Annotated in this window: 26 protein-coding genes; 9 read left to right on the forward strand and 17 right to left on the reverse strand. The window is 71.6% G+C overall.

What is annotated here, in order from left to right; translation table 11 throughout:
• Positions 1-60: 60 nt before the first annotated feature.
• The 7 genes from ACFWY9_RS33750 to ACFWY9_RS33780 all read right to left on the reverse strand — a co-directional run bounded on the left by ACFWY9_RS33750 (position 61) and on the right by ACFWY9_RS33780 (position 5,197).
• The gene (locus tag ACFWY9_RS33750; RefSeq protein ID WP_378340757.1) at positions 61-741 is read right to left on the reverse strand and encodes a hypothetical protein; all 681 of its coding nucleotides are present in this window, start codon (positions 739-741) and stop codon (positions 61-63) included.
• On the reverse strand, positions 738-1,700 hold the full coding sequence (rsmH, locus tag ACFWY9_RS33755) for a 16S rRNA (cytosine(1402)-N(4))-methyltransferase RsmH (protein WP_378324265.1): 963 nt from the start codon (positions 1,698-1,700) through the stop codon (positions 738-740). Before rsmH ends, ACFWY9_RS33750 begins: the two co-directional genes overlap by 4 nt.
• Positions 1,701-1,910: 210 nt before the next feature.
• Positions 1,911-2,342 (reverse strand): division/cell wall cluster transcriptional repressor MraZ, encoded by a 432-nt coding sequence (gene mraZ / locus ACFWY9_RS33760; protein ID WP_378324264.1) that lies wholly within the window; start codon positions 2,340-2,342, stop codon positions 1,911-1,913.
• Positions 2,343-2,908: 566 nt separating this feature from the next.
• Positions 2,909-3,661 (reverse strand): ESX secretion-associated protein EspG, encoded by a 753-nt coding sequence (locus ACFWY9_RS33765; RefSeq protein ID WP_378340758.1) that lies wholly within the window; start codon positions 3,659-3,661, stop codon positions 2,909-2,911.
• The gene (locus tag ACFWY9_RS33770; protein ID WP_378340759.1) at positions 3,658-4,251 is read right to left on the reverse strand and encodes a PE-PGRS family protein; all 594 of its coding nucleotides are present in this window, start codon (positions 4,249-4,251) and stop codon (positions 3,658-3,660) included. The genes ACFWY9_RS33765 and ACFWY9_RS33770 overlap by 4 nt, the downstream gene beginning before the upstream one ends.
• 28 nt (positions 4,252-4,279) lie before the next feature.
• Positions 4,280-4,843, reverse strand: coding sequence for a DUF3558 family protein (locus ACFWY9_RS33775; RefSeq protein ID WP_378324261.1), 564 nt, complete (start codon positions 4,841-4,843; stop codon positions 4,280-4,282).
• 3 nt (positions 4,844-4,846) lie between these two features.
• A complete protein-coding gene (locus tag ACFWY9_RS33780; RefSeq protein ID WP_378324260.1) occupies positions 4,847-5,197 on the reverse strand; it encodes a hypothetical protein in 351 nt (116 codons plus the stop codon).
• Between the two features lie 285 nt (positions 5,198-5,482).
• Here ACFWY9_RS33780 and ACFWY9_RS33785 point away from each other — a divergent pair, with 285 nt between their 5' ends.
• From ACFWY9_RS33785 to ACFWY9_RS33795, 3 genes are read left to right on the forward strand one after another with little or no spacing between them, the layout of a single operon-like run.
• A complete protein-coding gene (locus ACFWY9_RS33785) occupies positions 5,483-6,565 on the forward strand; it encodes an AAA family ATPase (RefSeq protein WP_378324259.1) in 1,083 nt (360 codons plus the stop codon).
• A gap of 33 nt (positions 6,566-6,598) precedes the next feature.
• On the forward strand, positions 6,599-7,873 hold the full coding sequence (locus ACFWY9_RS33790) for a DUF58 domain-containing protein (protein WP_378324258.1): 1,275 nt from the start codon (positions 6,599-6,601) through the stop codon (positions 7,871-7,873).
• A 56-nt stretch (positions 7,874-7,929) separates the two neighbouring features.
• Positions 7,930-10,461: a DUF3488 and DUF4129 domain-containing transglutaminase family protein gene (locus ACFWY9_RS33795; RefSeq protein WP_378340760.1), complete on the forward strand. Its 2,532-nt coding sequence runs from the start codon at positions 7,930-7,932 to the stop codon at positions 10,459-10,461.
• A 135-nt stretch (positions 10,462-10,596) separates the two neighbouring features.
• On the opposite strand, the gene ACFWY9_RS33800 is transcribed toward ACFWY9_RS33795, so the two are convergent.
• From ACFWY9_RS33800 to ACFWY9_RS33810, 3 genes are all read right to left on the reverse strand, one after another.
• A complete protein-coding gene (locus ACFWY9_RS33800; RefSeq protein WP_378340761.1) occupies positions 10,597-11,007 on the reverse strand; it encodes a DUF3040 domain-containing protein in 411 nt (136 codons plus the stop codon).
• Positions 11,008-11,204: 197 nt separating this feature from the next.
• Positions 11,205-12,422, reverse strand: coding sequence for a DNA polymerase IV (gene dinB, locus ACFWY9_RS33805; protein WP_378324281.1), 1,218 nt, complete (start codon positions 12,420-12,422; stop codon positions 11,205-11,207).
• Positions 12,423-12,616: 194 nt separating this feature from the next.
• Positions 12,617-13,348, reverse strand: coding sequence for a class I SAM-dependent methyltransferase (locus ACFWY9_RS33810; protein ID WP_378324255.1), 732 nt, complete (start codon positions 13,346-13,348; stop codon positions 12,617-12,619).
• A 71-nt stretch (positions 13,349-13,419) separates the two neighbouring features.
• Between ACFWY9_RS33810 and ACFWY9_RS33815 the strand changes: the two genes are divergently transcribed.
• The 6 genes from ACFWY9_RS33815 (at position 13,420) to ACFWY9_RS33840 (ending at position 19,145) form a co-directional block, all read left to right on the forward strand.
• Positions 13,420-14,187, forward strand: a complete 768-nt coding sequence (locus tag ACFWY9_RS33815; RefSeq protein WP_378340762.1) for a ParA family protein — start codon at positions 13,420-13,422, stop codon at positions 14,185-14,187.
• A gap of 10 nt (positions 14,188-14,197) precedes the next feature.
• Positions 14,198-15,067, forward strand: a complete 870-nt coding sequence (locus tag ACFWY9_RS33820) for a ParA family protein (protein WP_378324253.1) — start codon at positions 14,198-14,200, stop codon at positions 15,065-15,067.
• Between the two features lie 3 nt (positions 15,068-15,070).
• Positions 15,071-15,874, forward strand: coding sequence for a DNA-formamidopyrimidine glycosylase family protein (locus ACFWY9_RS33825; protein WP_378340763.1), 804 nt, complete (start codon positions 15,071-15,073; stop codon positions 15,872-15,874).
• 126 nt (positions 15,875-16,000) lie between these two features.
• On the forward strand, positions 16,001-17,050 hold the full coding sequence (gene add, locus ACFWY9_RS33830) for an adenosine deaminase (protein ID WP_378340764.1): 1,050 nt from the start codon (positions 16,001-16,003) through the stop codon (positions 17,048-17,050).
• Positions 17,051-17,462: 412 nt separating this feature from the next.
• A complete protein-coding gene (locus tag ACFWY9_RS33835; protein ID WP_378324249.1) occupies positions 17,463-18,023 on the forward strand; it encodes a GNAT family N-acetyltransferase in 561 nt (186 codons plus the stop codon).
• Positions 18,024-18,089: 66 nt separating this feature from the next.
• Positions 18,090-19,145 carry a quinone-dependent dihydroorotate dehydrogenase gene (locus tag ACFWY9_RS33840; protein ID WP_378340783.1) on the forward strand — a complete coding sequence of 352 codons (1,056 nt, stop codon included), beginning with the start codon at positions 18,090-18,092 and terminating at the stop codon, positions 19,143-19,145.
• On the opposite strand, the gene ACFWY9_RS33845 is transcribed toward ACFWY9_RS33840, so the two are convergent.
• From ACFWY9_RS33845 to rimO, 7 genes are all read right to left on the reverse strand, one after another.
• On the reverse strand, positions 19,114-20,535 hold the full coding sequence (locus ACFWY9_RS33845; protein ID WP_378340765.1) for an amidase family protein: 1,422 nt from the start codon (positions 20,533-20,535) through the stop codon (positions 19,114-19,116). The two genes, ACFWY9_RS33840 and ACFWY9_RS33845, sit on opposite strands and share 32 nt — an antisense overlap.
• A 260-nt stretch (positions 20,536-20,795) precedes the next feature.
• Positions 20,796-21,809, reverse strand: a complete 1,014-nt coding sequence (locus tag ACFWY9_RS33850; RefSeq protein ID WP_378340766.1) for a hypothetical protein — start codon at positions 21,807-21,809, stop codon at positions 20,796-20,798.
• 34 nt (positions 21,810-21,843) lie between these two features.
• Positions 21,844-22,695, reverse strand: coding sequence for a PspA/IM30 family protein (locus ACFWY9_RS33855; RefSeq protein ID WP_378324245.1), 852 nt, complete (start codon positions 22,693-22,695; stop codon positions 21,844-21,846).
• Positions 22,696-23,301: 606 nt separating this feature from the next.
• On the reverse strand, positions 23,302-23,790 hold the full coding sequence (locus ACFWY9_RS33860; protein ID WP_378340767.1) for a helix-turn-helix domain-containing protein: 489 nt from the start codon (positions 23,788-23,790) through the stop codon (positions 23,302-23,304).
• Positions 23,791-23,889: 99 nt separating this feature from the next.
• Positions 23,890-24,351, reverse strand: coding sequence for a CinA family protein (locus ACFWY9_RS33865; protein WP_378324243.1), 462 nt, complete (start codon positions 24,349-24,351; stop codon positions 23,890-23,892).
• Positions 24,352-24,354: 3 nt separating this feature from the next.
• Positions 24,355-25,002, reverse strand: a complete 648-nt coding sequence (gene pgsA / locus ACFWY9_RS33870; protein ID WP_378324242.1) for a CDP-diacylglycerol--glycerol-3-phosphate 3-phosphatidyltransferase — start codon at positions 25,000-25,002, stop codon at positions 24,355-24,357.
• Positions 24,999-26,441, reverse strand: a complete 1,443-nt coding sequence (gene rimO, locus ACFWY9_RS33875) for a 30S ribosomal protein S12 methylthiotransferase RimO (protein ID WP_378340768.1) — start codon at positions 26,439-26,441, stop codon at positions 24,999-25,001. The genes pgsA and rimO overlap by 4 nt, the downstream gene beginning before the upstream one ends.
• Position 26,442: the final 1 nt, after the last annotated feature.

A 26,442-nucleotide genomic window follows, 5' to 3' on the forward strand; every position in this document is an offset into this window, starting at 1 on the left:
CGAAACACCACCCCAACCCCCCCAACCCACAGAGAAATATGTCTCGAGGCATCGTATATATTATATCGACCCCGGGCCAGTCTGCCCCCCCCGGGGCCGGCCCCCGCGCGGGGGCCCGCCCGCCGGGGCGGCGGGCGGCACGGACTGGGCCGCCGGCGGCGCGTCCTGCGCCTTCTTCGGCTCGCCCACGAGCGTGGTCTTGCCGTCGGGGCCGACGATGATCCGGGCGGGGTCGCCGCTGGGCACCAGCCCGCCCTGCTGCGCCGCCGGGGCGAGCGAACCGGGCGACTCGGCCTTGGCGACGTCGCGCTGCAGCTTCGCCTTGGCCTCGGCCAGGCTCGCGTTGGTGGTGCGCAACTGCTCCAGGCGGTAGGAGTCGGCGATCGCCTGCGTGGTCAGCCAAAGCGTCGTCGCGACCCCGACGGCCAGCAGGCCCATCATCGCGAGCACGAACGACGCGCGCGACTTCGGCCAGCTCAGCTTGAGCTTGCGCCGCTCGGGCTTCTTCGCGTCGGGCCGGGGCGCCGGCCGCGGGGCGCGCTGGGACAGCAGATCGGCGCGCTGCGCACGGCGCGCGTAGGCGCGTTCGGCCGCGGAGGTCCGGCCTCGCGACGCGCGGCGCGGCGCGGCGTCCGGCTGCGCCGTCGTGGTTCCCGGCTCCAGCTCCACCGCGTTCCGGTCGGTGGCACGCTGGCGCGTCGCCGGTGTACGGCGGCCGCGGGACTTCGTGGGAGCGGTCATCGTCGCGCTGCCTCTCCGATCCGTTCTGCGGCCCGCAACCGCACCGAAGCGGCCCGCGGGTTCTGCTCGATCTCCGTGTCCGAGGCCTTCTCGGCCCCTCTCGTCAGTAGCTTCAGCTCCGGGCCATGCCCGGGCAGTTCCACCGGAAGTCCTTCCGGCGTACGGGATTTCGCCAGCTCGGCCAGCGCCTGCTTGACCAGCCTGTCCTCGAGGGACTGATAGGACTCGACGACGATCCGGCCGCCCATCGCGAGCGCGGACAGCGCCGCGGGCATCGCCCGGCGCAGCACCTCCAGCTCGCCGTTGACCTCGATCCGCAAGGCCTGGAACGTCCGCTTCGCGGGGTGCCCGCCGGTACGCCTGCTCGCCGCGGGCACCGCGTCGTAGAGCAGTTCGACCAGCCGCGCGCTGCGCGTGAAGGGTTCCTTTTCCCGTTCCGCCACAACGGCTTTGACGATCCGCTGGGCGAACCGCTCCTCGCCGTAGTCGCGCAGGATGCGCACCAGCTCGCCGGGCGCGTAGGTGTTGAGCACGTCGGCGGCGGTGAACCCGGTGGTCGGGTCCATCCGCATGTCCAGCGGCGCGTCCCTGGCGTAGGCGAACCCGCGTTCGGCGCGGTCGAGCTGCATCGAGGAGACGCCGAGGTCGAACAGGATTCCGTCCACACGGGACAGTCCGAGCCCGGCGAGCGCGGCGGGCAGTCCATCGTAGACGGTGTGGACCAGATCGACCCGGTCCCCGTGCCGGGCCAGCCGTTCCCCGGACCGTTCCAGCGCGGCGGGGTCGCGGTCCAGCGCCACCAGGCGCAGCCGCGGGAACGCCGCCAGCAGGGCGTCGGAATGACCGCCGAGGCCGACGGTCGCGTCGACCAGCACCGCGTCGCGATCGGCGAGGGCGGGTGCGAACAGCTCGAGGATCCGGTCGAGCAGCACCGGAACGTGCTCGTGTTCGGCTGTCATGACCTTCCCCCTTTCCGCTGCCGTACACCCGTGAATGTGGCGGATGCCGTCAGGTCCCTGTCCGCCCGCTTCGGACCTGGTGCCGGGGAAGGTGCACCAGGGCTGTTGAGCGGACAGAGGCCTCACGGCATCCACGCGGTCGCTTTCCGTCCGCGGCCGCCGGAGAACCCCCGTCCCCCGACGACTGGGGTGCTCCCGGCACGGCCACGCCTAGAAGACGCCCGGCAACACTTCCTCTCGAGCCTGCGCGTAGCTGTCTTCGTGCTCATCCAGGTAGCCCTGCCACGCCTGGGCGTCCCAGATCTCCAACCGGGTGATCGCACCGATCACCACGCACTCCTTGTTGAGCCCCGCGTAGCGGCGGAGCTCGGACGCGATGGCGATGCGCCCCTGCCCGTCCGGGCGTTGTTCATCCGTCCCGGCGAAGAGATAGCGCTGGTAGGCCCGAACCGACTCGTTGGTGAACGGCGCTTCGGCGACCTTGCGTGCCATCTGCTCGAACTCCGCGCGGGGGAAGACGAAGAGGCAGTGGTCCTGCCCCTTGGTGATCATCAGCCCACCGGCGAGCGCGTCGCGGAACTTCGCGGGCAGCGTGAGCCGCCCCTTGTCGTCCAGCTTCGGGGTGTGGGTGCCGAGGAACACCGGCCTCCACCTCCCTACCGAGCCCGATGGAAACCATCGGATTCGGCCACGGGGCTCCCTTCTGCCCCACTGCGCACCACCGTACCCCACTTTTCACCACAGTCAACGCGACCGGCGCCGTCACCACTCCGTCGTGTCAGACGTTTGCGCTGGTCAGCAAGGTGGGGCCGGGTGGGGGGTGACGTGGGGGACCGTGGCCAAGATCCCCCGCACCGGGGTCCCAGGCAACCGGAACGGGGCCTGAAACGTCCGGTTGACGGCCGCGAGAAGACCACGTGGGCGCGCTGTGGGGAAAGGTGGGGCACCCCGGTGGGGCACTGTGGGGAACCGGGTGGGGCCGGGTGGGGGCACCTGTGGGGCTCGGTGGGGACGGGGGTCAAGCGCCCCAATGTGGCATTGGGTGCGTCCAACGCACCCAATGTGGCGTTCGGTGCTCCGCCCTTGCCCCCGCCGCCACCCTCAACGGAGACGCTGCGCGTCCAGCCTGATTCCACGCACCGAACGCCACATTGGGGCGCATGAGGGCGCCACGAGACCGCCGGGGAGGAACCGGAAAGAAGGTGTCGCTAGGCGTCGGTGGTGAGGAGGGCGGCGATCCGGTCGACGAGGCGCTGACTGTCCACTGGGGACACCGTGACCCACTCCTGACCACCGCGCCCAGGGGAGGTTCCCGCGCAGTACGCGCCGACGTCGGTGTCGAACCATGTCAGCCCGCCCGCGCGACGGACCCGGCCGTCCGTGCCCCGCACGGAAACGCTGAACTGTCCCGCGCTGTACACCGGGCGCGCCTGGATCGCGAGCACCTCGCGCAGCTGCGCCGCGGACGCCGCGGATCGCGCGCCCCGCTCCCCGTACACCGGGTCCCCGCCCTCGCCGAGGCTCGACGCCGGCAGTGTGAGGCCGTAGCCGGGCCCGGCGCTCAGCTCGGGCAAGACGTCCACGATCGCCGAGCACCATTCGGCGGCGCCGATATCGGTCAGGGCGATCGTCTGTTCCGGCTGGGTCGCGAGAACGCCGTCGCGGCCGCATACCGCGGTCACGGCACGGAACGGCGTCTCGGCGGTCATGTCGGCGAGCGCTTCGCAGGCGAGGTAGACCTCTCCCCCGGCCAGCAGGCCGAGCCGGTCCTCCAGCGCCGGTTCGAGCCGTTCGCCGTCGTGCAGGCCACGCTCGCCGAGGTTCCGGTACACCTCGGCACGGATCCGCGCGCGTTCCGCGTCGGTACCGCCGACGCTGCGCACGCACAGCGGATCCGGCGGGCGCGCGAAGCCGAGATCGGCCCAGAGGATGTCGAACGCGGACGCGGAAACCCGGATCAAGCCGGGCCCTTCGCCGCATTGCCGAGCGACGGCGGCGCCTCGAACCGCCGGCTCGGGACGAGCCCGTGCAAGGCCGCGTCCCGCGCGTTCATGACGTCGACCGCCTTCTGCCGGGCGGCCTCGGCGCGGGCGCGCTGCGCGTCCATCGCGGCCGACAGCCCCGCCAGCATCGACAGGCTCCCGCTCGCGGCGGCCTCACGGATCATCGAGGCGGGATCGAAGCCGACCGGCGGCGGCATCTCGGCCTTGGCTCGCGCGGCGACGTCCGCCTGCCCGGCCACCGACTCGCCGAGGGCGGTGGACACCCCGGCCGACTGGACGAGCCAGCCCGCCGCTGTCCCGAGCACCTCGCGCACCGCGTCGCCTGCCTGGCCCTGCCAGTGCTCGTGCGTGTTGTTGACCAGCGCGCTCAGTTCGGCGGTGGAATCGGCGAAGCGCCGGGCCAGTCCCTGCCACTGCGCGCCGAGCTGGCCCGCGGCCACCGGGTCGTTGTCCCGTGCCACCTCGGCGGCCAGCGCCTCGTGGCTGTAGGACTCGTACCGGGCCGACGGCGCCGGGACACGCGTGGCCGCCTCTTCCGCTCCTGGCACGGGCACACCTTCCTTTCCGCTGGCTGGCTTAGGGCAGTTTCGGCTCGATGAGCCCGGCCACCGTGTCCGCCCGGCTGCAGGCCAGCGCGGTGTCCGAGAAGGTGGTGTTGCTGACGTCGACCTGGACGCTGCCGCCGGAGCCGACGCCGAGCAGTACCGCACAGGTGCCGTCGCCCGCCTTGCGGTCGGACACGTGCAGCGCCTGGTGCGCGCCGACCTTCGTCCTCGTCGCGGTCTTGCGCGCGACCTCGAGATCGGTGAGACCGTGCTTCTCGTCCACCGTCACGGTGACCCCGAACGTGGCGGGCACCGTCCAGTCGCAGGCCTTCGCCTCGCCGATCGTCTTCGGCTTCCCGATCACGCTCACCCCGACCGTCGACCGGTCGGTGGGCGACAGCAGCGTGCACGGGTCGAGCGTCGCCAGCGTCGGCGGCCCGGCGGGCACCGGAGAAGAAGGAGCAGAGGACGACTGCGGCGCGGAGGAACTCTGCACGTGCGCGGCGGCGCCGGGCTGTCCCTGGGCGTGGCCGCAAGCCGCGAGCGCCAGACCGAGCACGCCGAGCAGGGCCGGGCGGAGAAACGTTCGGTTCACCGGTCAGCCACCGACGCAGTCCACGCCGTCGGCCGCGGCCTCGTCCTGGTGCTGGTAGCGCCCGAGCGCCTCGGCCATCCGGGTCTTGAGGTTCTCCAGCTCCTTGCCGAACGCCGTCAGCGACTGCACAGCCGAGCCCTGTCCGCCGATGCCGTACTCCGCCATGAACTTGCCGACCTCGGTGGCGTATCCGCCGCCGAGCGGGACCGTGCGGCCGAGCACCTTCGCCTCGCGAACCATCTCACCGACCACGTCCTGCAGCGCGCTGATCTTCGCGTAGGCGTCGGTGGCCAGCTCGGGTGCGACCGCGAAGCCGCGGACGTCGAACGGTGGCTTCGTGCCCAGCTCGCTCATGTGCGGTTACGCCTCTCCGTAGTCGCGTGACCTCGAACCGGAGCATACGACAAAACACCAGGTCAACGGGAGCACCCAGAATCGGGTGAATCACCCCTCGAACGGAGTAAGCTCCGTGCTTGCACAGCGTCACCAACCAGGCATCCTGGGGTTCTCACCCCGAGTTCGCCCGAGTTTGACACACTGAATGGAATGCTGCTCGCTGCGCGCGAACCGGCGGACAGCGAGGGGGCCGGCCACGACCGGCGGGAAAACGAGCACAGCCATGCGGCACCAGGAGGTCGAGTGACGTCGAGAATCCAGTCTGCGACGCCCGCGGAGCAGCAGGGTGAGCAGACGGCGGGGCAGACGGGCCAGCTGCCCTACCCCGCGGCGGAGGACGATGGCAGGCGGAACGGCCGGCCGGGGCACGCCTCCCTTGACGAACTGCACGAGACGGCACGGCGAATCGCCGCGAACGTCGAGCGGGTCCTCGTCGGCAAACCCGACGTCATCCGCGTCGCCCTCGTCACGCTGCTCGCCGAAGGCCACCTCCTGGTGGAGGACGTGCCCGGCGTCGGGAAGACGTCGCTGGCGAAAGCGCTCGCCCGCTCCATCGACTGCACGGTCAGCCGGATCCAGTTCACCCCGGACCTGCTGCCCAGCGACGTCACCGGTGTCTCCATCTACAACCGGCAGACCGGCGAGTTCGAGTTCCGCCCCGGCCCGGTGTTCGCGAACATCGTGGTCGGCGACGAGATCAACCGCGCTTCGCCGAAGACGCAGTCCGCGCTGCTGGAGTGCATGGAAGAGCACCAGGTCACCGTCGACACCAGCACCTACGAGCTCGACGAGCCGTTCATGGTGATCGCCACCCAGAACCCGATCGAGATGGAGGGCACCTACGCGCTGCCCGAAGCCCAGCGGGACCGCTTCACCGCGCGGGTGTCCATCGGCTACCCCGACCAGCAGGCCGAGCTGGCCATGGTCGACGAGCACGCCGGGCACGACCCCCTCGCGGAGCTGCAGCCGGTGTCGGACGGCGAAACCGTGCACCGGCTCATCCAGACCGTGCGGAACGTGCACATGGCGCCCGAGGTGCGGCGGTACGCGGTGGACATCGCGGCGGCGACCCGGCAGGTGCCGGAGATCCGGCTCGGGGCCTCCCCGCGCGCCACGCTGCAGCTGGTGCGCTCGGCGCGCGCGCAGGCGGCGTTGTCCGGCCGCGAGTACGTCGTCCCGGACGACCTGCACGCGGTCGCGGTCCCGGTGCTCGCCCACCGGCTCGTGCTGACCACCGAGGCGCACGCGGCCCGGCGCTCTGCGACCGACGTCGTCCGCGCGGTGCTGCACCGGGTCCCGGTGCCGCAGGGGCAGAACCACCGCTGAGCCACGAAACCAGGCGCTAGTAGAGAGAAACGCATGCTGCGTGCCCTGTCCGGCCTGACCACCCGTGGCCGCTGCCTCCTCGCCGCGGGGCTCGCCGCGGCGGCCTGTTCGTTCGTGCTCAACGAGCGGGATCTGCTGCGGGTGGCCGTCTTCGTGGTCGCGCTCCCGGTGCTGGTCACCGTGTTCATCTCCGCCTCGCGGCTGCGGATCGGCGCCGCCCGCTCGCTGCACCCGCAGCGGGTCTCGGTGGGCTCGACCGGCGAGGTCCAGCTGGAGCTGTGGCGCAGCGGCAGGCTCCCGGCGGGTGAGGTGCTGCTCGAGGACGGCGTCCCGTACGCGCTGGGCGCTCGGCCGCGGTTCGTCGTCGAGCGCCTGCCGCACGACCGCCGCGTCGCGCTGCGTTATCCGCTGCAGCCGGTGCTGCGCGGCATCCAGCAGGTCGGGCCGCTGCGCGCGACGATCACCGACCCGTTCGGGCTGTGCGAGTTCGAACGGGAGCTGATCGCGCACTCCCGGCTCGTCGTCGTGCCGCAGGTGTTCCCGTTGTGGGGGCTGCCCAGCGGCGCCGGCATCGGGGCCGGGGACGACGGCACCATCCGGCTGCACGCCGGGCAGGGCGAGCCGGACGTCATCGTGCGGCAGTACCGGATGGGCGACGACCTGCGCAAGGTGCACTGGCGGTCCACCGCGCGCCGGGACGAGATCATGGTGCGCGTCGAGGAACGGCCGTGGCGCGGCGGGACGACCGTCCTGCTCGATCACCGCGCGGCCGCGCATCACGGCGCGGGGCCGGCGGCGAGCCTGGAGTGGGCGGTGTCGTTCGCCGCGTCCGTCGCGCTGCACCTGCGCCGCTCCGGCCACCACGTCCGGCTCGTCAGCGAGCACGGGACCACCATCGCGGACACCCCCGCCGAGGGCGGCGACCACTACGACCACGTCGTGCTGGACGCGCTGGCCGCGCTGCAGCCCGCGCACCAGCGCGACATCACCCTCGGCCACGATCCGGCCGAGGGCCAGGAACTCGTGGCAGTGCTCGGCACGGTGAGCGCCGAATCGGTGCACGAGCTGGCCCGGTACCGCCCGCGCGGGATCCGCAGCCTCGCCGTCCTGCTGGACACACCGGGCTGGTCGGCGGGAGTCAACGGATCGCAGCAGCGCTCCGCCGCCACCGAGGACGCCGCCGAGCTGTTGCGCGCCGCGGGCTGGGGCGTCGTCGTCGCCGGTCCCGCCTCGCCGATGCCGCAGGTGTGGAGCGAGCTGTGCCGGGCGGGCGCGAGCCGCGGCACGCTGATCGGGGGCCCCCGGTGACCGCCGCCGCGCCGCCGCGCCCGCGTCCCACCGCGCCTCCACCAGGACCGAACCGGATGTCCGCCTGGGCGGGCAGCGTCGTCGCGCCGGTCGCGGCCGGGCTCGCGACGTTGTGCGCGGCCACGTCGCTGACCAGTGTCGTCGCGGGCTGGGCGTGGTTCGGCTACCTGCTCGTCGCGGTCGTGCTGATCGCCGCCACCGGGCTCGCACTGCGCTCGCTGCGGGCGCCGACGATCGTGGTCGGGCTCAGCCAGCTGCTCGTACTGCTGCTCCTGATCACCGGTTCGTTCACCTCGCACGGCATCCTCAAGATCATTCCCGGCGCGCGGGCGCTCGACGAGCTGAGCCAGACACTCGCGGCGTCGGCGGAGCAGATCCGGACCGGGCTGGCCCCGGTGGACGGGACGCCGCCGATCCTCTGCCTGGTGACGATCGCGATCGGTCTCGTCGCGGTCCTCGTCGACACCCTCGCCGTCGCCGCCGCGGCTCCCGCGGCGACCGGGCTGGTGCTGCTGTGCGTGTACGCGGTGCCCGCGGCGCTGGCCGACGACATGCTGCCGTGGTGGACCTTCGTGCTCGGCGCGGCGGCGTTCGCCGGGCTGCTCGCGGTCGACGGCAATCACCGGCACCGCCGCTGGCGCACCCGGGAGGCACCGGGCGCGGGCGGCTCCGCGAGCGTGCTGCCGATCCCGATCGCCGTCGTCAGCACCGCGATCGTGCTCGGCCTGCTCGGCGGGACGGTGACCTGGGTCGGCACCGTCGGCAAGATCCCGTTCGGCGGCAACGGCGCGGGTGGCAGGGGCACCAGCCCCGGCGGCTTCGGCGTCGAGCCCTTCACCGAACTGCGCGGACTGCTGGACCAGGGCGAGAACACCGAGCTGTTCAAGGTGCGCGGGCTCAACACGGACCGGCAGCTGCTGCGCGCGTTCACCCTCGACACGTACACCCCCAACAAGGGCTGGGGGCTGCGCAACGGCGGCCAGGCCCAGCAGGGCGTGCAGGCGAACAAGACGCTGCCGACGGCGCCGGGCGACGACGGTTCCGGTCCCACCCGGCAGATACAGATCGAGCCGACCGGCTGGGTCGACAACTGGCTGCCGATCTACGGCGCGCCGCGCGAACTGCGCGGCGTCGCCGACAACTGGCTCTACGACCGGGTCACCGGGGCGGTGTTCACGACGCGGAAGGAAAGCGCGCCGACGTACACCGAGGCCGCGTCGCTCAAGCAGCCCACGCAGGACGAGCTGCGCACGGTCGACGTGAACCCCGCCGACCTGCCGCCCTACTACACCCAGGTCGACCGGGTGGACCCGCGTGTGCGGGCCAAGACCGAGCAGCTCACCGCGGGCAAGTCCACGAACTTCGACAAGGCCACCGCGCTGTGGCAGTTCTTCACCGCGCAGAACGGGTTCGTCTACGACACGAGGACAGCGGACGCGACCGACGCGGACGCGCTCGCCGACTTCGTCCTCGTCGGCAAACGGGGTTTCTGCGAGCAGTTCGCCTCGGCGATGGCCGTGATGGCGCGGGTGGCGGGGCTGCCGTCCCGGGTCGCGATCGGCTTCACCCCCGGCGTCCGCAAGGGCGACTACCAGTCGATCAGCTCGCAGGACGCGCACGCCTGGGTCGAGGTGTACTTCGGGGACCGGGGCTGGGTGAGCTTCGATCCGACGCCGCTGGCCGACGGGCGCGGGGTCGTCCCGCCGTATCTGCAGCAGAACGGGCCGAGCGGGGGCAAGACGACCGACACCCAGGTGGCGCCGAGCGCCCCGACGTCGAGCGCGCCCGCCACCGGCACCTCGCGTGACCCGGCCAAGGACCAGGCCCAGGCACCGGCCGAAGCGCCGAAGCCGGACGACACCGACTGGGAGGGCATCCTCGCCGCCGTGTTCTGGGCGCTGGGTGTCCTCGTCATCCTCGCCGCGGTGTTCTTCCGCAAACGCCTCGGAACACGGTTGCGGGGTGGTCCGGCGACGTCGCCCGCGGACAGCCGGCCCGGGCAGGGATCCGAGCCCACGCGCGACGAAGGAGCCGTGGCGCTCGCGACACGGCCTCGTACACAGGCGGTGGGCGACGAACGCGCCCGGATGGTGCTGGCCTGGGTCCCCCTGGTGGTCGCCGGGCTGTGGACGGCCGGGATCGCCTTCCTCGCGGCCTGGGCTTCGTGGTGGCTCGGCCTGATCGTCCTGGTCCTGCTCGCCGTGCTCGCCGGACCCGCCGCGGTGCGGGACTTCCAGCGGCGACGGCGGTTGAGCGTCGTCGCGAGCCATCGTCCCGGCGCCGCGGACGCGGCCTGGCGGGAGCTGCTGGCCGAATGCGCCGACCGCGGGCTGCCGATCCCGGACAGCGACACCGTGCGCGTGGCCGGGCAGAAACTGGCGCAGAAACACCATCTCGACGAGGAAGGCCGCGAAGGCCTGCGCGCGGTGATCGGCGCGGTCGAGCGTTCGTGGTACAGCGGCCGGGAGGACACCGATCCGGAACTGAGCCGGTCGTTCGGCGAGGTGCGGCACAGCCTGCGCCGGAACGCGCCGACGTCGTGGCGCGGCAAGCTCTTCCCGAAGTCCTTGTTCACCCGCAGGAACTGAGCGAAACCCCCGCCCGAGTTACCCCACCCGTTCGCGGGACCGGTCCGGCCGCGGTGGCCGGGGACCCGACGATCGGCCGACCGCGCGAACACGCCGCCAAGGCGGGCACCTTGGCGGCGTGGCTCGATACGGGAGTTACTGCTCTTCGAAGCGCTGGCGGAAACGTTCTTCCATGCGCTGGGTGAACGAGCTGCGGCGGCCGGCCTGCTTCCCGCTGCCGCCGCGGTCGCCCGGCCCCGCTCGCTGGCCGTCGCCGTCGACACCCTGCTTGATCGATGTCACGGCCATCACGACCCCGAAGAACATCACGAGGAACCCGAGCACGCTGATCAGCGGGATGTCGGCAACCCGGAACAGCGGCACCACCACACCGAGCACCAGTAGTGCGACACCCACCACGAACAACGCGATCCCCTGGATGCGCCTTCGCCGGGCGGGGCGCCGCAACCGGGTGCCGCGCACCGTGGATGCGAACTTGGGGTCCTCGGCATAGAGCTCGCGCTCGATCTGATCGAGCAGCCGCTGCTCATGCTCGGAGAGTGGCATCTTTCCTCCTCCGGCACAGCTGTCGCGGGCGCCGGGCCGCGCAACGTCCTGGACCCAACAGCCAACCCCAGGTGGGGTGGCACTGTCCAGGATACGAGTCCCGCGCGCTGCCGACTACCCGATCTCGCATCCTGTCGGGATCGAATCGGGCGAATTCCCGGGCGACGTGGGTTGACGCTGCGTCACCGCGATGGAACTCACTCTTCACCCGGCGTCAGCAGTGACGCCGGGCGCACCGCGGCGGCACCGAACCGGGACCTCGCGACGTCGGCGGCGACCTCCGCGTCACGCCAGCGGGGCTCCGGGGAGTCGAAGACGAGCTGCTCCCCCGACTCGCCGGTGACAAGCCCTTCGACCCGCACGCCGATCAGCCGGACCGCCCCGGACGGGGCGTGTTCGGTGAGCAGCTCGACCGCGATGCGGTGGATCTCGCGGGCGACGTCGGTCGGGGTGAGCAGGGTGCGGGCGCGGGTGATGGTGCGGAAGTCCGCGAACCGGACCTTGATCGACACAGTGCGGCCGCGCAGCCCGCGCTCCCGCAGTGTCGCGCCGACGCGTTCGGCGAGCCGGAGCAGCCGCAGTGCCAGCTCGGCGCGGTCGTGGCGGTCGACGTCGAAGGTGTGCTCGGCGCCGATCGACTTCTCCGCCGAGTCCGGGACCACCGCGCGATCGTCGTGGCCGTTGGCGAGCGCGTACAGATGCTCACCGGCGGCGGTGCCGAGCGACCGCCGGAGCCGGGCGAGCGGCGCGGCCGCGACGTCGGCGATCGTGGTCAGTCCCATCTGGAGCAGCTGCTCCTCGGTGCGCTTGCCGACGCCCCACAGCGCCGAAACCGGCAGCTGGTGGAGGAAGCCGAGGGTCTCCGCCGCCGGGACGACCACCATCCCGTCGGGTTTCGCCATCCCGGAGGCGAGCTTGGCGACGAACTTGACCTTGGCGACCCCCACCGAGCACGTGATCGCGTGCTCGGCCTCGACCCTGGCCCGGATCAGCGCCCCCAGCTCGGCCGGTGTCGCGCCGAGACGGCGCAGCGCCCCGCTGACGTCGAGGAACGCCTCGTCGAGGCTCAGCGGCTCCACCAGCGGGGTGAGCTCGCGGAAAATCCCCATCACACCGCGGGAAACCTCGCCGTACAGCCCGAAGGTCGGCGTGATGCACACCAGCTGCGGGCACAGCCGCTTCGCCACGGCGAACGGCATCGCGGAGCGCACCCCGAACGTGCGCGCCGGATAGTTCGCGGCCGACACCACCGCGCGCGGGCCGTTCCCGGACACCACCACCGGCTTGTCCACCAGCTCCGGCCGCGTCCGCAGCTCGACCGACACGTAGAACGCGTCCATGTCGACGTGCAGGATCCCGCAGCCGGTGTCGTCCGGCGGGCTCGTGGCACCCGCGGTGACCCGGAACCGGGCCATTCCCCCAGGCAGTTCAGCGTTTCTTCCCATCGAGGCGAACGCTACCCGCCACCCCCGACAATTCCGGTGCCCGGGCAAAGGTGCTGAAGGACGCTTTCAGTGCGTTGGCCGCGCTGAAGGACGCCTTCAGTGCACTGGATGCACTAAAGGCGTCCTTCAGCACAAGTAACGAAACCCGACCGGAGAACCCGCGGTTACGGGTGGCGGGCCAGTGCGTGGAGGCGGCCGGCGACGTCGCGGAACGCCGGGACGGCGGACGCGGCCTGTTCGAACTCGGCCAGTTCCTCTTCGCGAACCCCGCCCGGCACGACGTCGGCGACGATCCGGTCGCCCCGCAACAGGGTCACCTCGAGACCGGCGGCGACGAGCTGCGCCCGCAGGCCCTCGCTGTCGAAGCGCCGCAGCACGGTGTCCCGCCCGTCCGGCACGACCCCGTCGGCGCTCGCCAGCAAGGCCTGCGCCTCGGCGATCCGGCCGGCCAGCGCGCGGTGCAGCACGGCGGCGTGCCGGTTCGCGACCAGGATCGACACGGCCCCGCCGGGCGCCGCGGCGGCGGCCAGCGCGCCGAGCACCGCCGCGGGATCGTCGACGACTTCGAGCAGGCCGTGGGCCAGCACCAGGTCCGCCGAGCCGGCGGGCACGTGGGTGGCCAGCGCGTCCGAATCGTCCGCGATCACCGTGATGCGGTGCGAGACGCCTTCCTCCTCGGCACGCACCCGGAGCGTCGCCAGCGCGTTCGGGTTCGGCTCGACCACGGTGACCAGGCACCCCGCCGAGGCGAACGGAACGGCCCAGCCGCCGCTGCCACCGCCGACGTCGACGACGCTCGGCTGCTCCACGCCCCGCGCGCGGGCGGCCTTCAGCTCCGCCTCGAGCACCCGGCGAACCACCCCCGAACCTCGGGCGGCCACGGTGTCGGTCTTCATAGCGGCACAGCGTAGTGCCCGCCATCCGCTCACCCGCGCCTCACCCGCGTCTCGCGGTTAGGCTGCACACCGTGCCCACCATCGCGGTACTCAGTCTCAAGGGCGGCGTCGGGAAGACGACCGTCGTGCTCGGCCTCGCCTCCGCCGCGCTGGGCCGCGGGATCCGCACGCTGGTCGCCGATCTCGACCCGCAGTGCAACGCCACCGCCGCGCTCGACCCCGGTCAGGTCAAGAACACGATGGCCGACGTCCTCGCCACCCCGCGCCGCCACGTGGTGACCTCCGCGATCACCCGCAGCGCCTGGGGCGAAGGCGTCGACGTGCTGGTCGGCTCCGAACAGGCCGAAGCCTTCAACGACCCCGAGCCCGGCTCACGCCGTCTCGGCAGGTTGGCGACCGCCGTCGCCGAACTGCCCGACCCGTACCCGCTCACGCTGCTGGACTGCCCGCCGTCGCTGGGCAGGCTGACCCGCTCCGCGCTCGTCGCCGCCGACGCCGCCCTGCTGGTCACCGAGCCTTCGCTGTTCGCGGTTTCCGGCGTGCAGCGCGCCGCCGAGGCCGTCGAAGCCGAGCGCGAGCAGCACAATCCGCGCCTGCGGCCGCTCGGCGTGATCGTCAACCGGGTGAAACCGCGGTCCACCGAGCACACCTTCCGGGTGAACGAGCTGCGCGAGACGTTCGACGGCCTCGTGCTCGACCCGGTGCTGCCGGACCGTGCCGCCGTCGCGCAGGCCCAAGGTGCCTGCGCCCCGCTGCACCGGCTGCGCACCGCGGGCGCCCGCGATCTCGCTGCGGCGTTCGACACCTTGCTGGGCAAGGCCACCCCGGTCGGCCCGTAGGCTGTATCGAGTGCACACGGTCGCCGTTCTCAGCCTCAAGGGAGGCGTCGGCAAAACGACGGTCGCTCTCGGTGTAGCTTCCGCTGCGCTCCGTAGGGGAACGAGGACTCTCGTCGCGGACCTCGACCCGCAGGGCAACGCCACCACCTCGCTCGATCCGCCGTTCACCGACGCCACACTGGCCGACGTCCTCGAGACCCCGCAGCGCGCGGTGCTCGAACGCGCCATCGCGCCGAGCGTCTGGAGCGACGAGGTCGACGTCCTCGTCGGCGCCGAGGAGCTGGAGCAGCTCAACGAACCCGACGCCGACCCCCGCAGGCTCGAGAACCTCTCCCGCGCGCTCGACGAGCTGCACCGCGCGCCGATCAGGGAGACCCCGTACGACCTGGTGATCATCGACTGCCCGCCGTCGCTGGGCAGGCTCACCAAGTCCGCGCTCGTCGCCGCCGACAGCGCGCTGATCGTCACCGAACCGACCATGTACGCCGTCGCCGGGGCCCAGCGCGCGCTCGAAGCGATCGAGAAGATCCGCAAGGAGAACAACCCCGACCTGCGCCCGATCGGCGTACTGGTCAACCGGCTGCGCGTCCGCTCGTACGAGCACCAGTTCCGGATCGCCGAGCTGCGCGAGAACTTCGGCCCGCTGGTGATGCCGACCGCGATCACCGACCGGCTCGCCGTGCAGCAGGCGCAGGGCGCGTGCAGTCCCATCCACGAGTGGCACTCCCCCGGCGCGCAGGAGATCGCGCTGACCTTCAACATGGTGCTGGCGAAGATCCTGCGGTCGAGCCGGGCGGGCCGCCACCGCGTCAAGGGCGAGGACGACGTCGAGGAGACCGGCGCGGGCGAAGCGGCGGAAGTCACCGGCAACGCGGGGTGAACCGTGCCCGAAGGTGACACCGTCTTCCTCGCCGGAAAGCTGCTCGACAAGGCGCTCGCCGGGAAGACGTTGGTACGCGGGGAATTCCGTCATCCCGCACTGGCCACTGTGGACCTTTCGGGCCGGGACGTGCTGGGCACCGGGACCGTCGGGAAACATCTGTTCACCCGGTTCTCCGGGGACCTGACGCTGCACAGCCACCTGCGCATGGACGGCACGTGGGACATCTACCCCGCCGGGGCGAAATGGCGTCATCCCGGCCACCACGCCCGCGTGATCCTGGCGGCGAAGGACGTCCAGGCGATCGGGTTCCGGGTACACGACCTCGAACTCGTGCCCACCGCCGAGGAACGCTCCCTGGTGGCTCATCTCGGCCCGGATCTGCTCGATCTACAATGGACGGACGAGCACGCGCGGCGCGCGGCGGAGGCACTCGCCGCCGACCCGGGCAGGGAACTCGGGCTCGCGCTGCTCGACCAGCGGGTCATGGCGGGCGTCGGAAATCTGTACAAGGTCGAGATCTGCTTCCTGCTCAAGGTGACGCCGTGGACCCCGGTGTCCGAAGTGGACACCACGAAGGTCGTGGCGCTCGCACGGAAACTGTTGCTGGCCAACGCCTGGCGGCATGAGCAGAGCACCACCGGCGAGCTCGCCCGAGGCCGCCGGAACTGGGTCTACGAACGCACCCGCCAGGGCTGTTTCCGCTGCGGCGGCCGGGTCCTGGTCGACACCCAGGGCGAGGACGTGTACCGCAGGCCCACCTGGTATTGCCCGAAATGCCAGCCAGGACCGGCCCCGAGCCGGTAGGATTCACGGCGTGACGACGTTCAAGCTCCCGCTCTACGGAGCCGACACCGAACGCGGCGACCTCGCTCCCTGAGCCCGCCCTTTCTTCCGCACGTCACCTCACTTCCATTCTCAGGGAGCTTTGTCATGCCCGAAATCCTGACCGGGCAGGCGCTGCGCGCGTACGTGCAGGCCCTGCCCAAGGCCGAACTCCACGTCCACCTGGTCGGCTCGGCGAGCCTGCCGACCGTGCTCGAACTGGCCCGGCGGCGGCCCGCCGCGGGCGTCCCGACGGACGCGGCCGAACTGGCCGAGTTCTTCACCTTCCGCGACTTCGCGCATTTCCTGAAGGTGTACCTGGCGGTCACCTCGCTGGTGCGCGACCGGCACGACATCCACACCCTGGTCACCGGACTCGCCGCCGACCTCGCGGCGCACAACGCGCGCTACGCCGAGGTCACCGTGACGCCGTACAACCATCTGCTCGACGGGATGTCCGCCGACGACCTGTTGACCGGGCTGGAGACCGGCCGGGCCGCCGCGGCGGCGGACCACGGCGTCGAACTGGCCTGGTGCTTCGACATTCCCGGAGAGAAGGGTGTCAAGGCCGGGCGGGAAACCCTCACGTTCGCGTTGCGCGAACGGCCCGACGGGCTCGTGTCGTTCGGCCTCGGCGGGCCGGAGATCGGCGTCGGGCGCGCGCAGTTCGAACCGTTCTTCACCGCGGCGCGGGAGTCCGGGCTGCACAGCGTCCCGCACGCCGGGGAGACCACCGGGCCCGCGACGATCTGGTCGGCGATCCACGACCTCGGCGCCGAGCGGATCGGCCACGGGACCAGCTGCGCCGGCGATCCGGCGCTACTGGAATACCTTGCGGCACACCGGATTCCGCTCGAGGTGTGCCCGACGTCCAACGTCCGCACCGGGCAGGTCGGTTCGATCGAGGCCCATCCCGTGCGCCGCATGCTCGATCACGGCGTCGTGGTCACGATCAACACCGACGACCCGCCGATGTTCGGGGCCACGCTCACCGGCGAATACCTCGCCGTGGCCCGGACTTTGCGGCTGAGCACGCCCGAAATCGCCCGGCTCGCCCGGAGCGCGGTCGAGGTGTCGTCCCTGGCCCCGGACCGGAAGACCGCGCTGGTGAAGGAGATCAACGAAATCACGTTGCCGGAACCCGAGGACTTCGCATAGCGTGGCGGTACACGAGAAAGGAGGTGGTCCTAAGTTGTATTCCCAAAGGACTCGTGAGGTGGCTGTCCGCTAGCGGATGGCACACGATAGGACCTTGAGCAGCGGTACAACGCGAGCCACCTTCGGCTCATCGCCTGCTTCGTGTGCTGCCTGCTATCGGTCACGTTCCGCGTGACCTCTGCGAATACCAGGCAGTCACCGGGCCCCCGGCGTACCCGAGCTCCAGTCCGGCTCGGGCCCGAACGTTTGACGGCGTTCGGGAGGCACGCCGGGGGTTACCCATATCTGGAGTCATCATCGTGTGGCCGCCCATCCGGCCGCGACGACCGTCCGGCGATCGGAGTTCGGCCTTGGGCGAAGAGGGGTTTACGCGATTACCCCGAACGGACCTCGCGTGACTAGCCTGAACGGCATGCTGAGGCCTGACTATCCGATCACCACGGACCGTCTGCTGCTGCGCCCGTTCAGGCCCGAAGATCTCGACGCGCTGAACAGTTTCCAGTCACGGGCCGACGTCGCCCGCTACCTCTACTGGGGTCCGCGCAGCCGCGCCGAATCGGCCGCCGCGCTGGCCAAACGCGTGCACAGCTCGACGCTGTCCGCCGAGGGCCAGCTTCTCGCCGTCGCGGTCGAACTCGCGTCGACGGGGCAGCTCATCGGCGACCTCAACCTGAAGTACCTCAGCGCCGAACACCAGCAGGGCGAAATCGGTTTCGTGTTCCACCCCGATCACCACGGCAAGGGGCTGGCCGCCGAGGCGGCGACCGAGCTGCTGCGGCTCGGGTTCGAGGATCTCGGCCTGCACCGGATCATCGGCCGCTGCGACGGCCGCAACACCCGGTCGGCGGCGTTGATGGAGCGGCTCGGCATGCGCAAGGAAGCCCACCTGCGGGAGAACGAGGTGGTCAAGGGCGAGTGGACCGACGAGTTCGTCTTCGCGATGCTCGACCACGAGTGGAAGGCCCGCCGCTGAGGGCTGGTTCACGCCGGGTACCACCTGTGCCGAGCGCCGGCGCGGCGATGAGGCAGCATGGACGCCGTGCTCTTCGAGAAGATCGTCCGTCCGGCGCTGTACCGGATGGCCTACCACGACCCCGAGCTGGTGCATGAACGGACGGTCGCCGCGCTCGCCAGGCTGAGCCGCGTCTCGCCCGCGCTGAAGGCACTCGAAAAGGTCTACCGCACCGACGACCCGGTGACGGTGCTCGGCCTGCGCTTCCCCAACCGGGTCGGCCTCGCGGCCGGGATGGACAAGAACGGCCGCGCGCTGGCGGCGTGGCCCGCGCTGGGGTTCGGATTCGTCGAGGTCGGCACGGTGACCCGGCACGCGCAGCCGGGCAATCCGAAGCCGCGGCTGTTCAGCCTTCCGGTGACCGACGCGGTGATCAACCGGATGGGCTTCAACAACGAAGGCGCGCAGGCGCTGGCCACGCGGCTCGCCGCGAGCGGCAAGCCCGGTGTCCCGCTGGGGATCAGCATCGGCAAGTCGAAGGTGACCCCGCTCGACGAGGCTGTCGAGGACTACCGCTTCTCGCTGCGCGCGCTGCACCCGTACGCGGACTACTTCGCGATCAACGTCAGCTCCCCGAACACCCCCGGCCTGCGCGCGCTGCAGGACCGCGCCGCGCTCGCGGAGCTGCTCACCGAACTGCGGCTCACCTCCGGTGCGCTCGCCGAAGAAGCGGGACGGCCGCCGACGCCCTTGCTGGTCAAGGTCGCACCGGACCTGACCGACGAGGCGCTGGCCGAGCTTCTCGAGGTCTGCCTCGAGCACGGCGTCGCGGGCGTCATCGCCACCAACACCACGCTCGGCCGCGACGGGATCGTCCCGGCCGAGGCCGGGCTCAGTGCGGAGACGGGCGGGCTGTCCGGCAGCCCGCTGACCGCCCGCGCGCTGGAGGTCGTCCGGTTCGTGCAGGACCGGACCGAGGGCAAGCTGCCGATCATCGGCGTCGGGGGCATCCTCGGCGCCGGTGACGCCGCCCGCATGCTCGACGCCGGAGCGAGCCTCGTCCAGCTCTACACCGGGTTCGCCTTGCACGGCCCGGGTCTGGTGCGACGGGTCACCCGGGGTCTCGCGGACCGGCGGTACTGACGAACCGCAGATAGCCGCGCCACGACTCGTAGCGCGCCAGGTCTTCGGCGCCGTCGGCCGCCACGGCCTCGCACAGCACAGCCTGCGGACAGGTGCCGTCTTCCAGCTCGATCCGGCCGAGTACGAACGGGTCGGGCAGTTCGGCGGCGAAGCGGCTCAGCGCCGCCGGCGAGAGTCGCCACCGTTCGCCGTCGAGCCCGCTGGCCCCCGCGGGCAGGACGCCCGGTTGCGGGGGTTCGGTCGGCAGCAACACCATGCGATACCGCTCGACCGTCCTAACCGGACTCGCGAACCGCGCGCCCAGTGCGATGAGCCGGTCGTTGAGCGGCTGCCCGCGCAGATGGGCCCCGAACACCACCAGGTCGGCACCGGGCGCCGAGCAGAGCGACGGCGGCTCACCGGTGAGGACGGCCGCGAGGTCCAGACCGAGCTGATCGTCGAAGGCCCTGGTCACCACGGTGACCCCGGACGGGCCCTGCTCGCCGGGCCGCGACGGCACCCTGACCGCGGCGACACCGGGATGTTCGGGGAGAGTCGGCAACAGCAGCGCGTCGTAGCCCGCAAGCACCCGTTGTTCCCCGGCTTCCCTGAATGCCGCGAGGCTGCACGGCTCGACCACCGCACCGGACGACCGCAGGGCGGCGGCAGCCGTGCCGAGCGCGAGCCGCGCGGGTGCCGCCAGTGACCGGAGCCAGTCGTCGTCCGGCATCGCGAGCCGCGGGTGCTCCCCCACCCCGAACCGGACGTCGGCGGGCCAGGCACGACTGTCCGGACCGGTCATCAGCCCGACCGCGCGCTGCGCCTCGACGAGCCCGCGAGCGAAGACCACAACGCTGTCACAGGAGAGCGTGGACGGGGAAATGCCGGTCGCCGGCACCAAGCCGGGCGTGGGTTTGAGCCCGACGACACCGTTCAGCGCGGCGGGAACACGGCCGGCCCCGATGAGATCGGTACCCAGCGACAGATCGACGATCCCGAGCGAGACCGCCACCGCCACCCCGCTGGCGACGTCGAGCGGGTCGGCCGCGAGCTGCTCCGGATCGGTCTTGCCGAGCACGACGGCGCCCGCGGCGGCGAGCCGCGAGACCGCGGTGGCACTCATCTCGGGCAGGTACGAAGAGGACGGACAAGCCGCCACGGTGGACAGACCGGCGACGTCGATACCCTCCTTCACCGCGAGCAGCGAGCCCGCGAGCGGAAGCTCCTCACCTGCGCGAATGCGCTCGTCGACGGCCTTCGCGTCGACGAGGACGTCTTCCTGGGCGCGGAGGGTGGTCCAGATTTCCGGGCGGTCCAGTTCGGCGATGCGCTCGAACGCCGCCAGGACTCGCTGGTGCGCGCTGGGCGGCGGGGACGGTACGGGGTCGGGATCCGGCGGAATCGTGTTCACGGGGCGTCCTTTCCTCGGCGTGATCGAGAAAGCGTCCACTGTGTACGGTCGGCGCCGGTGAACCTCTAGTGCATCGCGCACTTCCGTTCTGGTGCCACCAGTCCAGGCATGACGGAAACGTTACGCATCACGCGTTTCCGTAGCCAGACGATTCTGATTACGCGAGTGTTTCGGTACCGCACGATGAACAGGCGGTGACGCCGGGGTGAAACGCGACCCTGCTCGCGGGGCGCCCCGGTTCCGGGGAACGGAAAAGTGTTTCAGGAAGACAGTTCGCGCAGTGCCAGCGCGAGCCCGGCGAGCCGATCCGTGGCGTCGGTGAGCGCGTCCTTCGAAGCGCCGAGCCCGCCGTCACCACTCGCGGCGACCGCGCGACCGGCGGCGGCGAGCAGCGCGCCGTAGCCGTCGAGACCGTCGTCGAGCTGTTCGCGCATCTTCCGCACGGCGGCTTCGAGCGCGGACTTCTCCCGTGCCGGGGCGGCGTCGCGGCCGCGTTCGAGCGCCTGGATCCGATCGGCGAGGCCACGCAATGCCTTGGCCGCCTCGTCGGCGGTGTTGCGGGCGTCGGCGACGGAGATGTCCGGCACGGCGGCGACCCCGGCCGCCGACGGCGTCGAGAGCTGACGCAGCAGCTCGGCCAGCGACGCCTCGCTTTCGGCCAGCCGCTCCATCGGCTGCCGCGCCATCGACCCGGCGGGCGGCAGCGGCGGCGGACCGGCGGGCGCCGCCGGAAGCTCGACGCGGTTGAGGGACCGCAGCCGCATTCCCGACCGGGCGCCGAAGGTGCCGAACACGACGACCCCGGCCAGTGCCGCGATCGCCTGCGGGAGCTGTGCGGTTCCGGCGGCGTTGAGCACGCCGGTCCCGGCCGCGACCATGTAGATCCCGCACAGGATGGTGAGCAGGATCCACAGCGTCATCGCGCGCGAGGCGCGCCGCTTCCGGCGTTCCAGCTTGGCCGCCGGCTGGTTCCAGCGGTCCCATTTGGCCTTGGCGTCGGCCACCACCGGGACCTGCTCGGCCATCGAGGACAACGACATCCCGGCCAGCCGCTGTACCGGAGGCATAGCGGGGCGCCGGGGGATCGGCGGGCGGGCAGGCATCGGGGGCCGCTGCGCGGGCTTCCCGCCGGACTGCTCGTCCGGCGGGAAGTACCGTTGCAGCTTCTCCTGGGCGCGCTGGGCGTAGTCGGGCAACCGCTCGATGTGCTTCTCGAGCTTGGCGCTGAGGTCGTTGTACTCCCCGCGCCAGTCCCTTCTCCTGCGGTCTCCCATGCCCAGCCCCCTGTGTGATGGTCTGCCCGGCGCGTCAGGCCGGGTTCTTGCCCTGCTCGGCCTGGACGCGGGCCTGGATCTCACGCTGGATGTCCGCCGAGCTGCCCGCGGCGGGCTTGGGCGCGGCGGCGGACTTGCCGCCGTCGGTCACCTGGGCCACCGAATCGCCGCGCATGGAGGCGCGGATCTGCTCGAGCCGCGAGTGCCCGGCCAGCTGCGTCGTCGAGGCCTGGACCTCCATCATGCGGCCCTGCACCGAGTTCTGGGCGAGTTCGGCCTGGCCCAGCGCCGTGGTGTAGCGCTTCTCGATCTTGTCGCGGACCTCTTCCAGCGACGGCGTGTTGCCCGGCGCGGCGAGTTCGCTCATCTGGTTCAGCGAGGCGGAGACCTGCTCCTGCATCTTCGCCTGCTCCAGCTGGGACAGCAGCTTGGTGCGCTCGGCCAGCTTCTGCTGCAGCATCGTGGCGTTGCGCTCGACGGCCTGCTTGGCCTGGGCGGCGGCCTGCAGCGACTGGTCGTGCAGCGTCTTCAGGTCCTCGATGCTCTGCTCGGCGGTGACCAGCTGCGCGGCGAAGCTCTCGGCGGCGTTCTCGAACTCGACCGCCTTCTGCTCGTCGCCCTTCGCGCGGGCCTCGTCGGCGAGCACCAGCGCCTGGCGCGTCGAGGACTGCAGCTTCTCGACGTCGCCGAGCTGCCGGTTGAGCTTCATCTCCAGCTGCCGCTGGTTGCCGATCACGGAAGCGGCCTGCTGGGTCAGCGCCTGGTGGTTGCGCTGAGCCTCCTCGATGGCCTGCTGGATCTGTACCTTCGGGTCGGCGTGCTCGTCGATCTTCGACGAGAACGCCGCCATCATGTACTTCCAGAACTTCACGAACGGGTTGGCCATCTCCTCCGCCTGCCTTCTTGCGTCCCACTGGCTTGAGTTACCGGTCGGTGGGGCGTCACTCCCCTGCTCATGCAACGTCCCGACCCCGGTGTTGGGTTCCATCGTGTCAGGTCATCCCCCGGCGTTCTAGCCGACCCGGCGTAAATCAGGGCTAACCCTGACTCTGCGTGGTCGCCGGACCCGCTCCGGCGGCACCTCGGCATACTGCGCAGCGGGACGCTCCGAACGCGTTGCGTGAGGTCAGCAAGGCTATCCCGGCATCCAGGGCGTCGCGGACGCCTGACGTGCGAGGACCTTCCTGACGCGGCGGCCTGGCCGCGCTGTGCCGAGGGACGCCTTCAGTGCGTCCGGTGCACTGAGGGGTCCTTCGTCACATCCCACGCACCGAAGGCGTCCCTCGGTGCGGGGCGCAGGAGTGCGGGCGTCCCGAACGACGCTTTCGGGACATCCCCACCCGGCGGGACATCCCCACACGAGGTGACCACGGCGGGGGTCCGGGGGCGTGCCCCCAGGCGGGGCCTGGGGGTTGCACCCCCAGAAAACACGACGAGCGAGGCACGTTCGCGCTTTCCGCGAACACACCTCGCCCACTCGCGAGTCCTGCGATTACGCGGCGATGATCGACGCGAGCTTCGGCGCGCCGATCGTCGTGCGCAGCGTCGGGCTCATCCGCTGGGTCGGCGACATCTGCAGGTCGGCCAGGTCGTTGCCGATCAGCTCGGACATCAACCTGCCTCCCTCGAAGCCACCGGCCACCGAGGCCTCCGCGGCGGCGCCGCGCTCCGGCACGGTCTCCCGCGGCACGGTCTCTCGCGGCACAGCCTCGGCACGCTCGTCGACCTGCGCGACCTCGACCGTGTCGAGGGCCGACACATCGGCCGCGACGTTGTAGAGCAGCTCACCGAGCGGAAGGTCCAAAGCCTCGCAGATGGACGCCAGCAGCTCGCTGGACGCCTCCTTCTGCCCGCGCTCCACCTCGGAGAGGTACCCGAGGCTGACCTTGGCGGCGCGGGAGATGTCGCGCAGCGTACGACGCTGATTGGTGCGGGCATGACGGAGCCGATCACCGATCGCCTCACGCAACAGCACGGTCATCACGCGCCTCCCTTCCGAACTGGTACCCCCTACGTTACCCAGAGCGGCGCCCTGGATGCAGGAGTTGACACGTCCGTACGCCAAGGGCGAACGCGCGATTCAGCGCAGATGTTCCCCGAGCAGCGCGAACACCGCACGCACGGCTTCGGTCCTGATCCGTTCGCGGCCGCCGTCGAGGCCGAGGGTACGCACAGTCCGTGTTCCCCGCCCGGCGAGCGCGACATACACGGTGCCCGGCGCGACGCCGTCCTGCGAGGCCGGTCCGGCGACCCCGGTGAGGCCGAGTCCCCAGGTCGCGCCGCAGCGATCGCGGGCGCCCTCGGCCAGCTGGGCAGCCACTTCGGGGTGGACGGCGCCGTGCTCGGCCAGCAGTGCCCTGTCGACCCCGGCCAGTTCGGCCTTGAGGTCGGTGGCGTACACGATCAGCCCGCCGCGGACCACCGCGCTGGAACCGGGAACACCGGTCAGCGTCGCGCACACGAGACCGGCGGTGAGGGATTCCGCTGTGGCGACCGTCTCACCGCGTTCGATGAGCGAGGTCACGAGTTCCGCGGCTTCCACCGGTCAGGCTCCGGTGGCCCGGCGGCCGGCGGCACGCAGCCGGACGGCGCGGACGAGGTAGTCGAGCCCGGTCACCACCGTCAGCGCCACCGCGAGCCCCATCAGCACCCAGCGCACCGGCGCGGCGCCCGCGGACAGCGGCAGGAGGTACGCGACGATCGCGACGATCTGGGTCATCGTCTTCGCCTTGCCGCCGCGGCTGGCCGGGATGACGCCGTGCCGGATCACCCAGAACCGCAGCAGGGTCACGCCGATCTCGCGGACGGCGATCACGATCGTCACCCACCACGACAGCTCGCCGAGCAGGCTCAGCCCGATCAGCGCGGCCCCGATCAGCGCCTTGTCCGCGATCGGGTCGGCGATCTTGCCGAAGTCGGTGATCAGCCCGTAGCGGCGGGCGACCCAGCCGTCCACCTGGTCGGTGGCCGAGGCGACGACGAACAGCCCGGTCGCGATCGCGCGCCAGAGGATGTCGGTGCCGTCACCGGTGAACAGCGCGACGACGAACAGCGGCACCAGCACCAGCCGCGACAACGTCAGCAGGTTCGCGATGTTGAGCGTCGGGACCGGGGTCGGCTCCGGGACGTGGGCGGGGGCGTCGTGGCCGTGCGGCGTACTGCCCTCGCCCGCGTCGCTCGGCAGCGCACTCACCGGTCGGCGTCCGGTACCGGCCGGACGATGAGGTCGACACCCGCGGAGTCGACCACCTCGCAGCGGATCAGGTCACCGACCTCGAGCGCGGAAGGCGCGTCCAGCACGACGCATTCGCCGTCGACCTCGGGCGCCTGGTGCGCGGCACGGCCGGTCGGGTCGTCGCCGTCCTCGCCGGTCTGCTCGACGAGCACCTCGACGAAGTCGCCGATGCGATCCTCGGCCCGCTGCGCGGTCAGCTCCTCGACCAGCGCGGAGATCCGCGAGACCCGCTCGGCGATCTCGGCGGGGTCGAGCTTGCCGTCGAACGTCTCGGCCTCGGTGCCGTCCTCGTCGGAGTAGCCGAAGACACCGACCGCGTCGAGCCGGGCACCGGTGAGGAAGCGCTCCAGCTCGGCGAGGTCCTCCTCGGTCTCGCCGGGGAACCCGACGATGACGTTGGTGCGGATGCCCGCGGCCGGCGCGTACTCGCGGATCTGCTCGGTGAGCGCGAGGAACGAGTCGGTCGAGCCGAAGCGGCGCATCCGGCGCAGCACCTGCTCGCTGGAGTGCTGGAAGGACAGGTCGAAGTAGTCCGCGACGCCCGGCGTGGTGGCGATGGCCTTGACCAGCTGCGGGCGGGTCTCGGCGGGCTGGAGGTAGGAGACGCGGACGCGGTCGATGCCCTCGATCTCGGCCAGGCGCGGCAGCAGCAGTTCCAGCGCGCGGGCGCCGTCCCTGCCGAAGTCCTTGCCGTAGGAGGTCGAGTTCTCGCTGACCAGGAACAGCTCCTTGACGCCCTGCTCGGCGAGCCACCGCGCCTCGGCGATGATCTCCTCCGGTTGCCGGGACACGAAGGAGCCGCGGAAGGAGGGGATCGCGCAGAACGAGCAGCGCCGGTCGCAGCCGGAGGCGATCTTCAGCGCCGCCACCGGCGAGGTGTCCAGCCGGGTGCGCAGCACGCGCGGGCCCCAGCCGTGCTGGGCGTGGCCCGGCACCTCGACCGTCTCGGCCGCGGCGGGCCGCTGCACCGGGCTGATCGGCAGCAGCTTGCGCCGGTCCGACGGCGTGTGCGCGGCGATCTTGCGCCCGGCCACGACGTCGCCGAGCCGCTCGGAGAGATCGGCGTAGTGGTCGAAGCCCAGTACGGCGTCAGCCTCGGGCAGGCTCTCGGCGAGTTCGTGGCCGTAGCGCTCGGCCATGCAGCCGACGGCGACGACCTTCTTGCCGGTGTCGGACGCGGCGAGCAGTGTGTCGACCGAGTCCTTTTTGGCCGATTCGACGAACCCGCAGGTGTTGACCACCACGACGTCGGAGTCCTCGGGATCCGCGGTCAGCTCCCAGCCACCGGCGGCGAGACGGCCGGCGAGCTCCTCGGAGTCGACCTCGTTGCGGGCGCAGCCCAGGGTCAGCAAGGAGACGCGTCGGCCGCTGTCGGGCTCTGTGGTGGGAGAAGGCACG

It is taken from the genome of Amycolatopsis sp. NPDC059027 (assembly GCF_042739735.1).
Classification (GTDB): Bacteria; Actinomycetota; Actinomycetes; order Mycobacteriales; family Pseudonocardiaceae; genus Amycolatopsis.

Coding starts and splice junctions, on each gene's coding strand:
- dinB (WP_378324281.1), bottom strand. CDS start 12,422: ATGGCCCGGTTCCGGGTCACCGCGGGTGCCACGAGCCCGCCGGACGAC.
- ACFWY9_RS33780 (WP_378324260.1), bottom strand. CDS start 5,197: ATGAGCGAGCTGGGCACGAAGCCACCGTTCGACGTCCGCGGCTTCGCG.
- ACFWY9_RS33795 (WP_378340760.1), top strand. CDS start 7,930: ATGTCCGCCTGGGCGGGCAGCGTCGTCGCGCCGGTCGCGGCCGGGCTC.
- add (WP_378340764.1), top strand. CDS start 16,001: ATGCCCGAAATCCTGACCGGGCAGGCGCTGCGCGCGTACGTGCAGGCC.
- rsmH (WP_378324265.1), bottom strand. CDS start 1,700: ATGACAGCCGAACACGAGCACGTTCCGGTGCTGCTCGACCGGATCCTC.
- ACFWY9_RS33750 (WP_378340757.1), bottom strand. CDS start 741: ATGACCGCTCCCACGAAGTCCCGCGGCCGCCGTACACCGGCGACGCGC.
- ACFWY9_RS33855 (WP_378324245.1), bottom strand. CDS start 22,695: ATGGCCAACCCGTTCGTGAAGTTCTGGAAGTACATGATGGCGGCGTTC.
- ACFWY9_RS33860 (WP_378340767.1), bottom strand. CDS start 23,790: ATGACCGTGCTGTTGCGTGAGGCGATCGGTGATCGGCTCCGTCATGCC.
- ACFWY9_RS33835 (WP_378324249.1), top strand. CDS start 17,463: ATGCTGAGGCCTGACTATCCGATCACCACGGACCGTCTGCTGCTGCGC.
- ACFWY9_RS33850 (WP_378340766.1), bottom strand. CDS start 21,809: ATGGGAGACCGCAGGAGAAGGGACTGGCGCGGGGAGTACAACGACCTC.
- ACFWY9_RS33800 (WP_378340761.1), bottom strand. CDS start 11,007: ATGCCACTCTCCGAGCATGAGCAGCGGCTGCTCGATCAGATCGAGCGC.
- ACFWY9_RS33790 (WP_378324258.1), top strand. CDS start 6,599: ATGCTGCGTGCCCTGTCCGGCCTGACCACCCGTGGCCGCTGCCTCCTC.
- ACFWY9_RS33810 (WP_378324255.1), bottom strand. CDS start 13,348: ATGAAGACCGACACCGTGGCCGCCCGAGGTTCGGGGGTGGTTCGCCGG.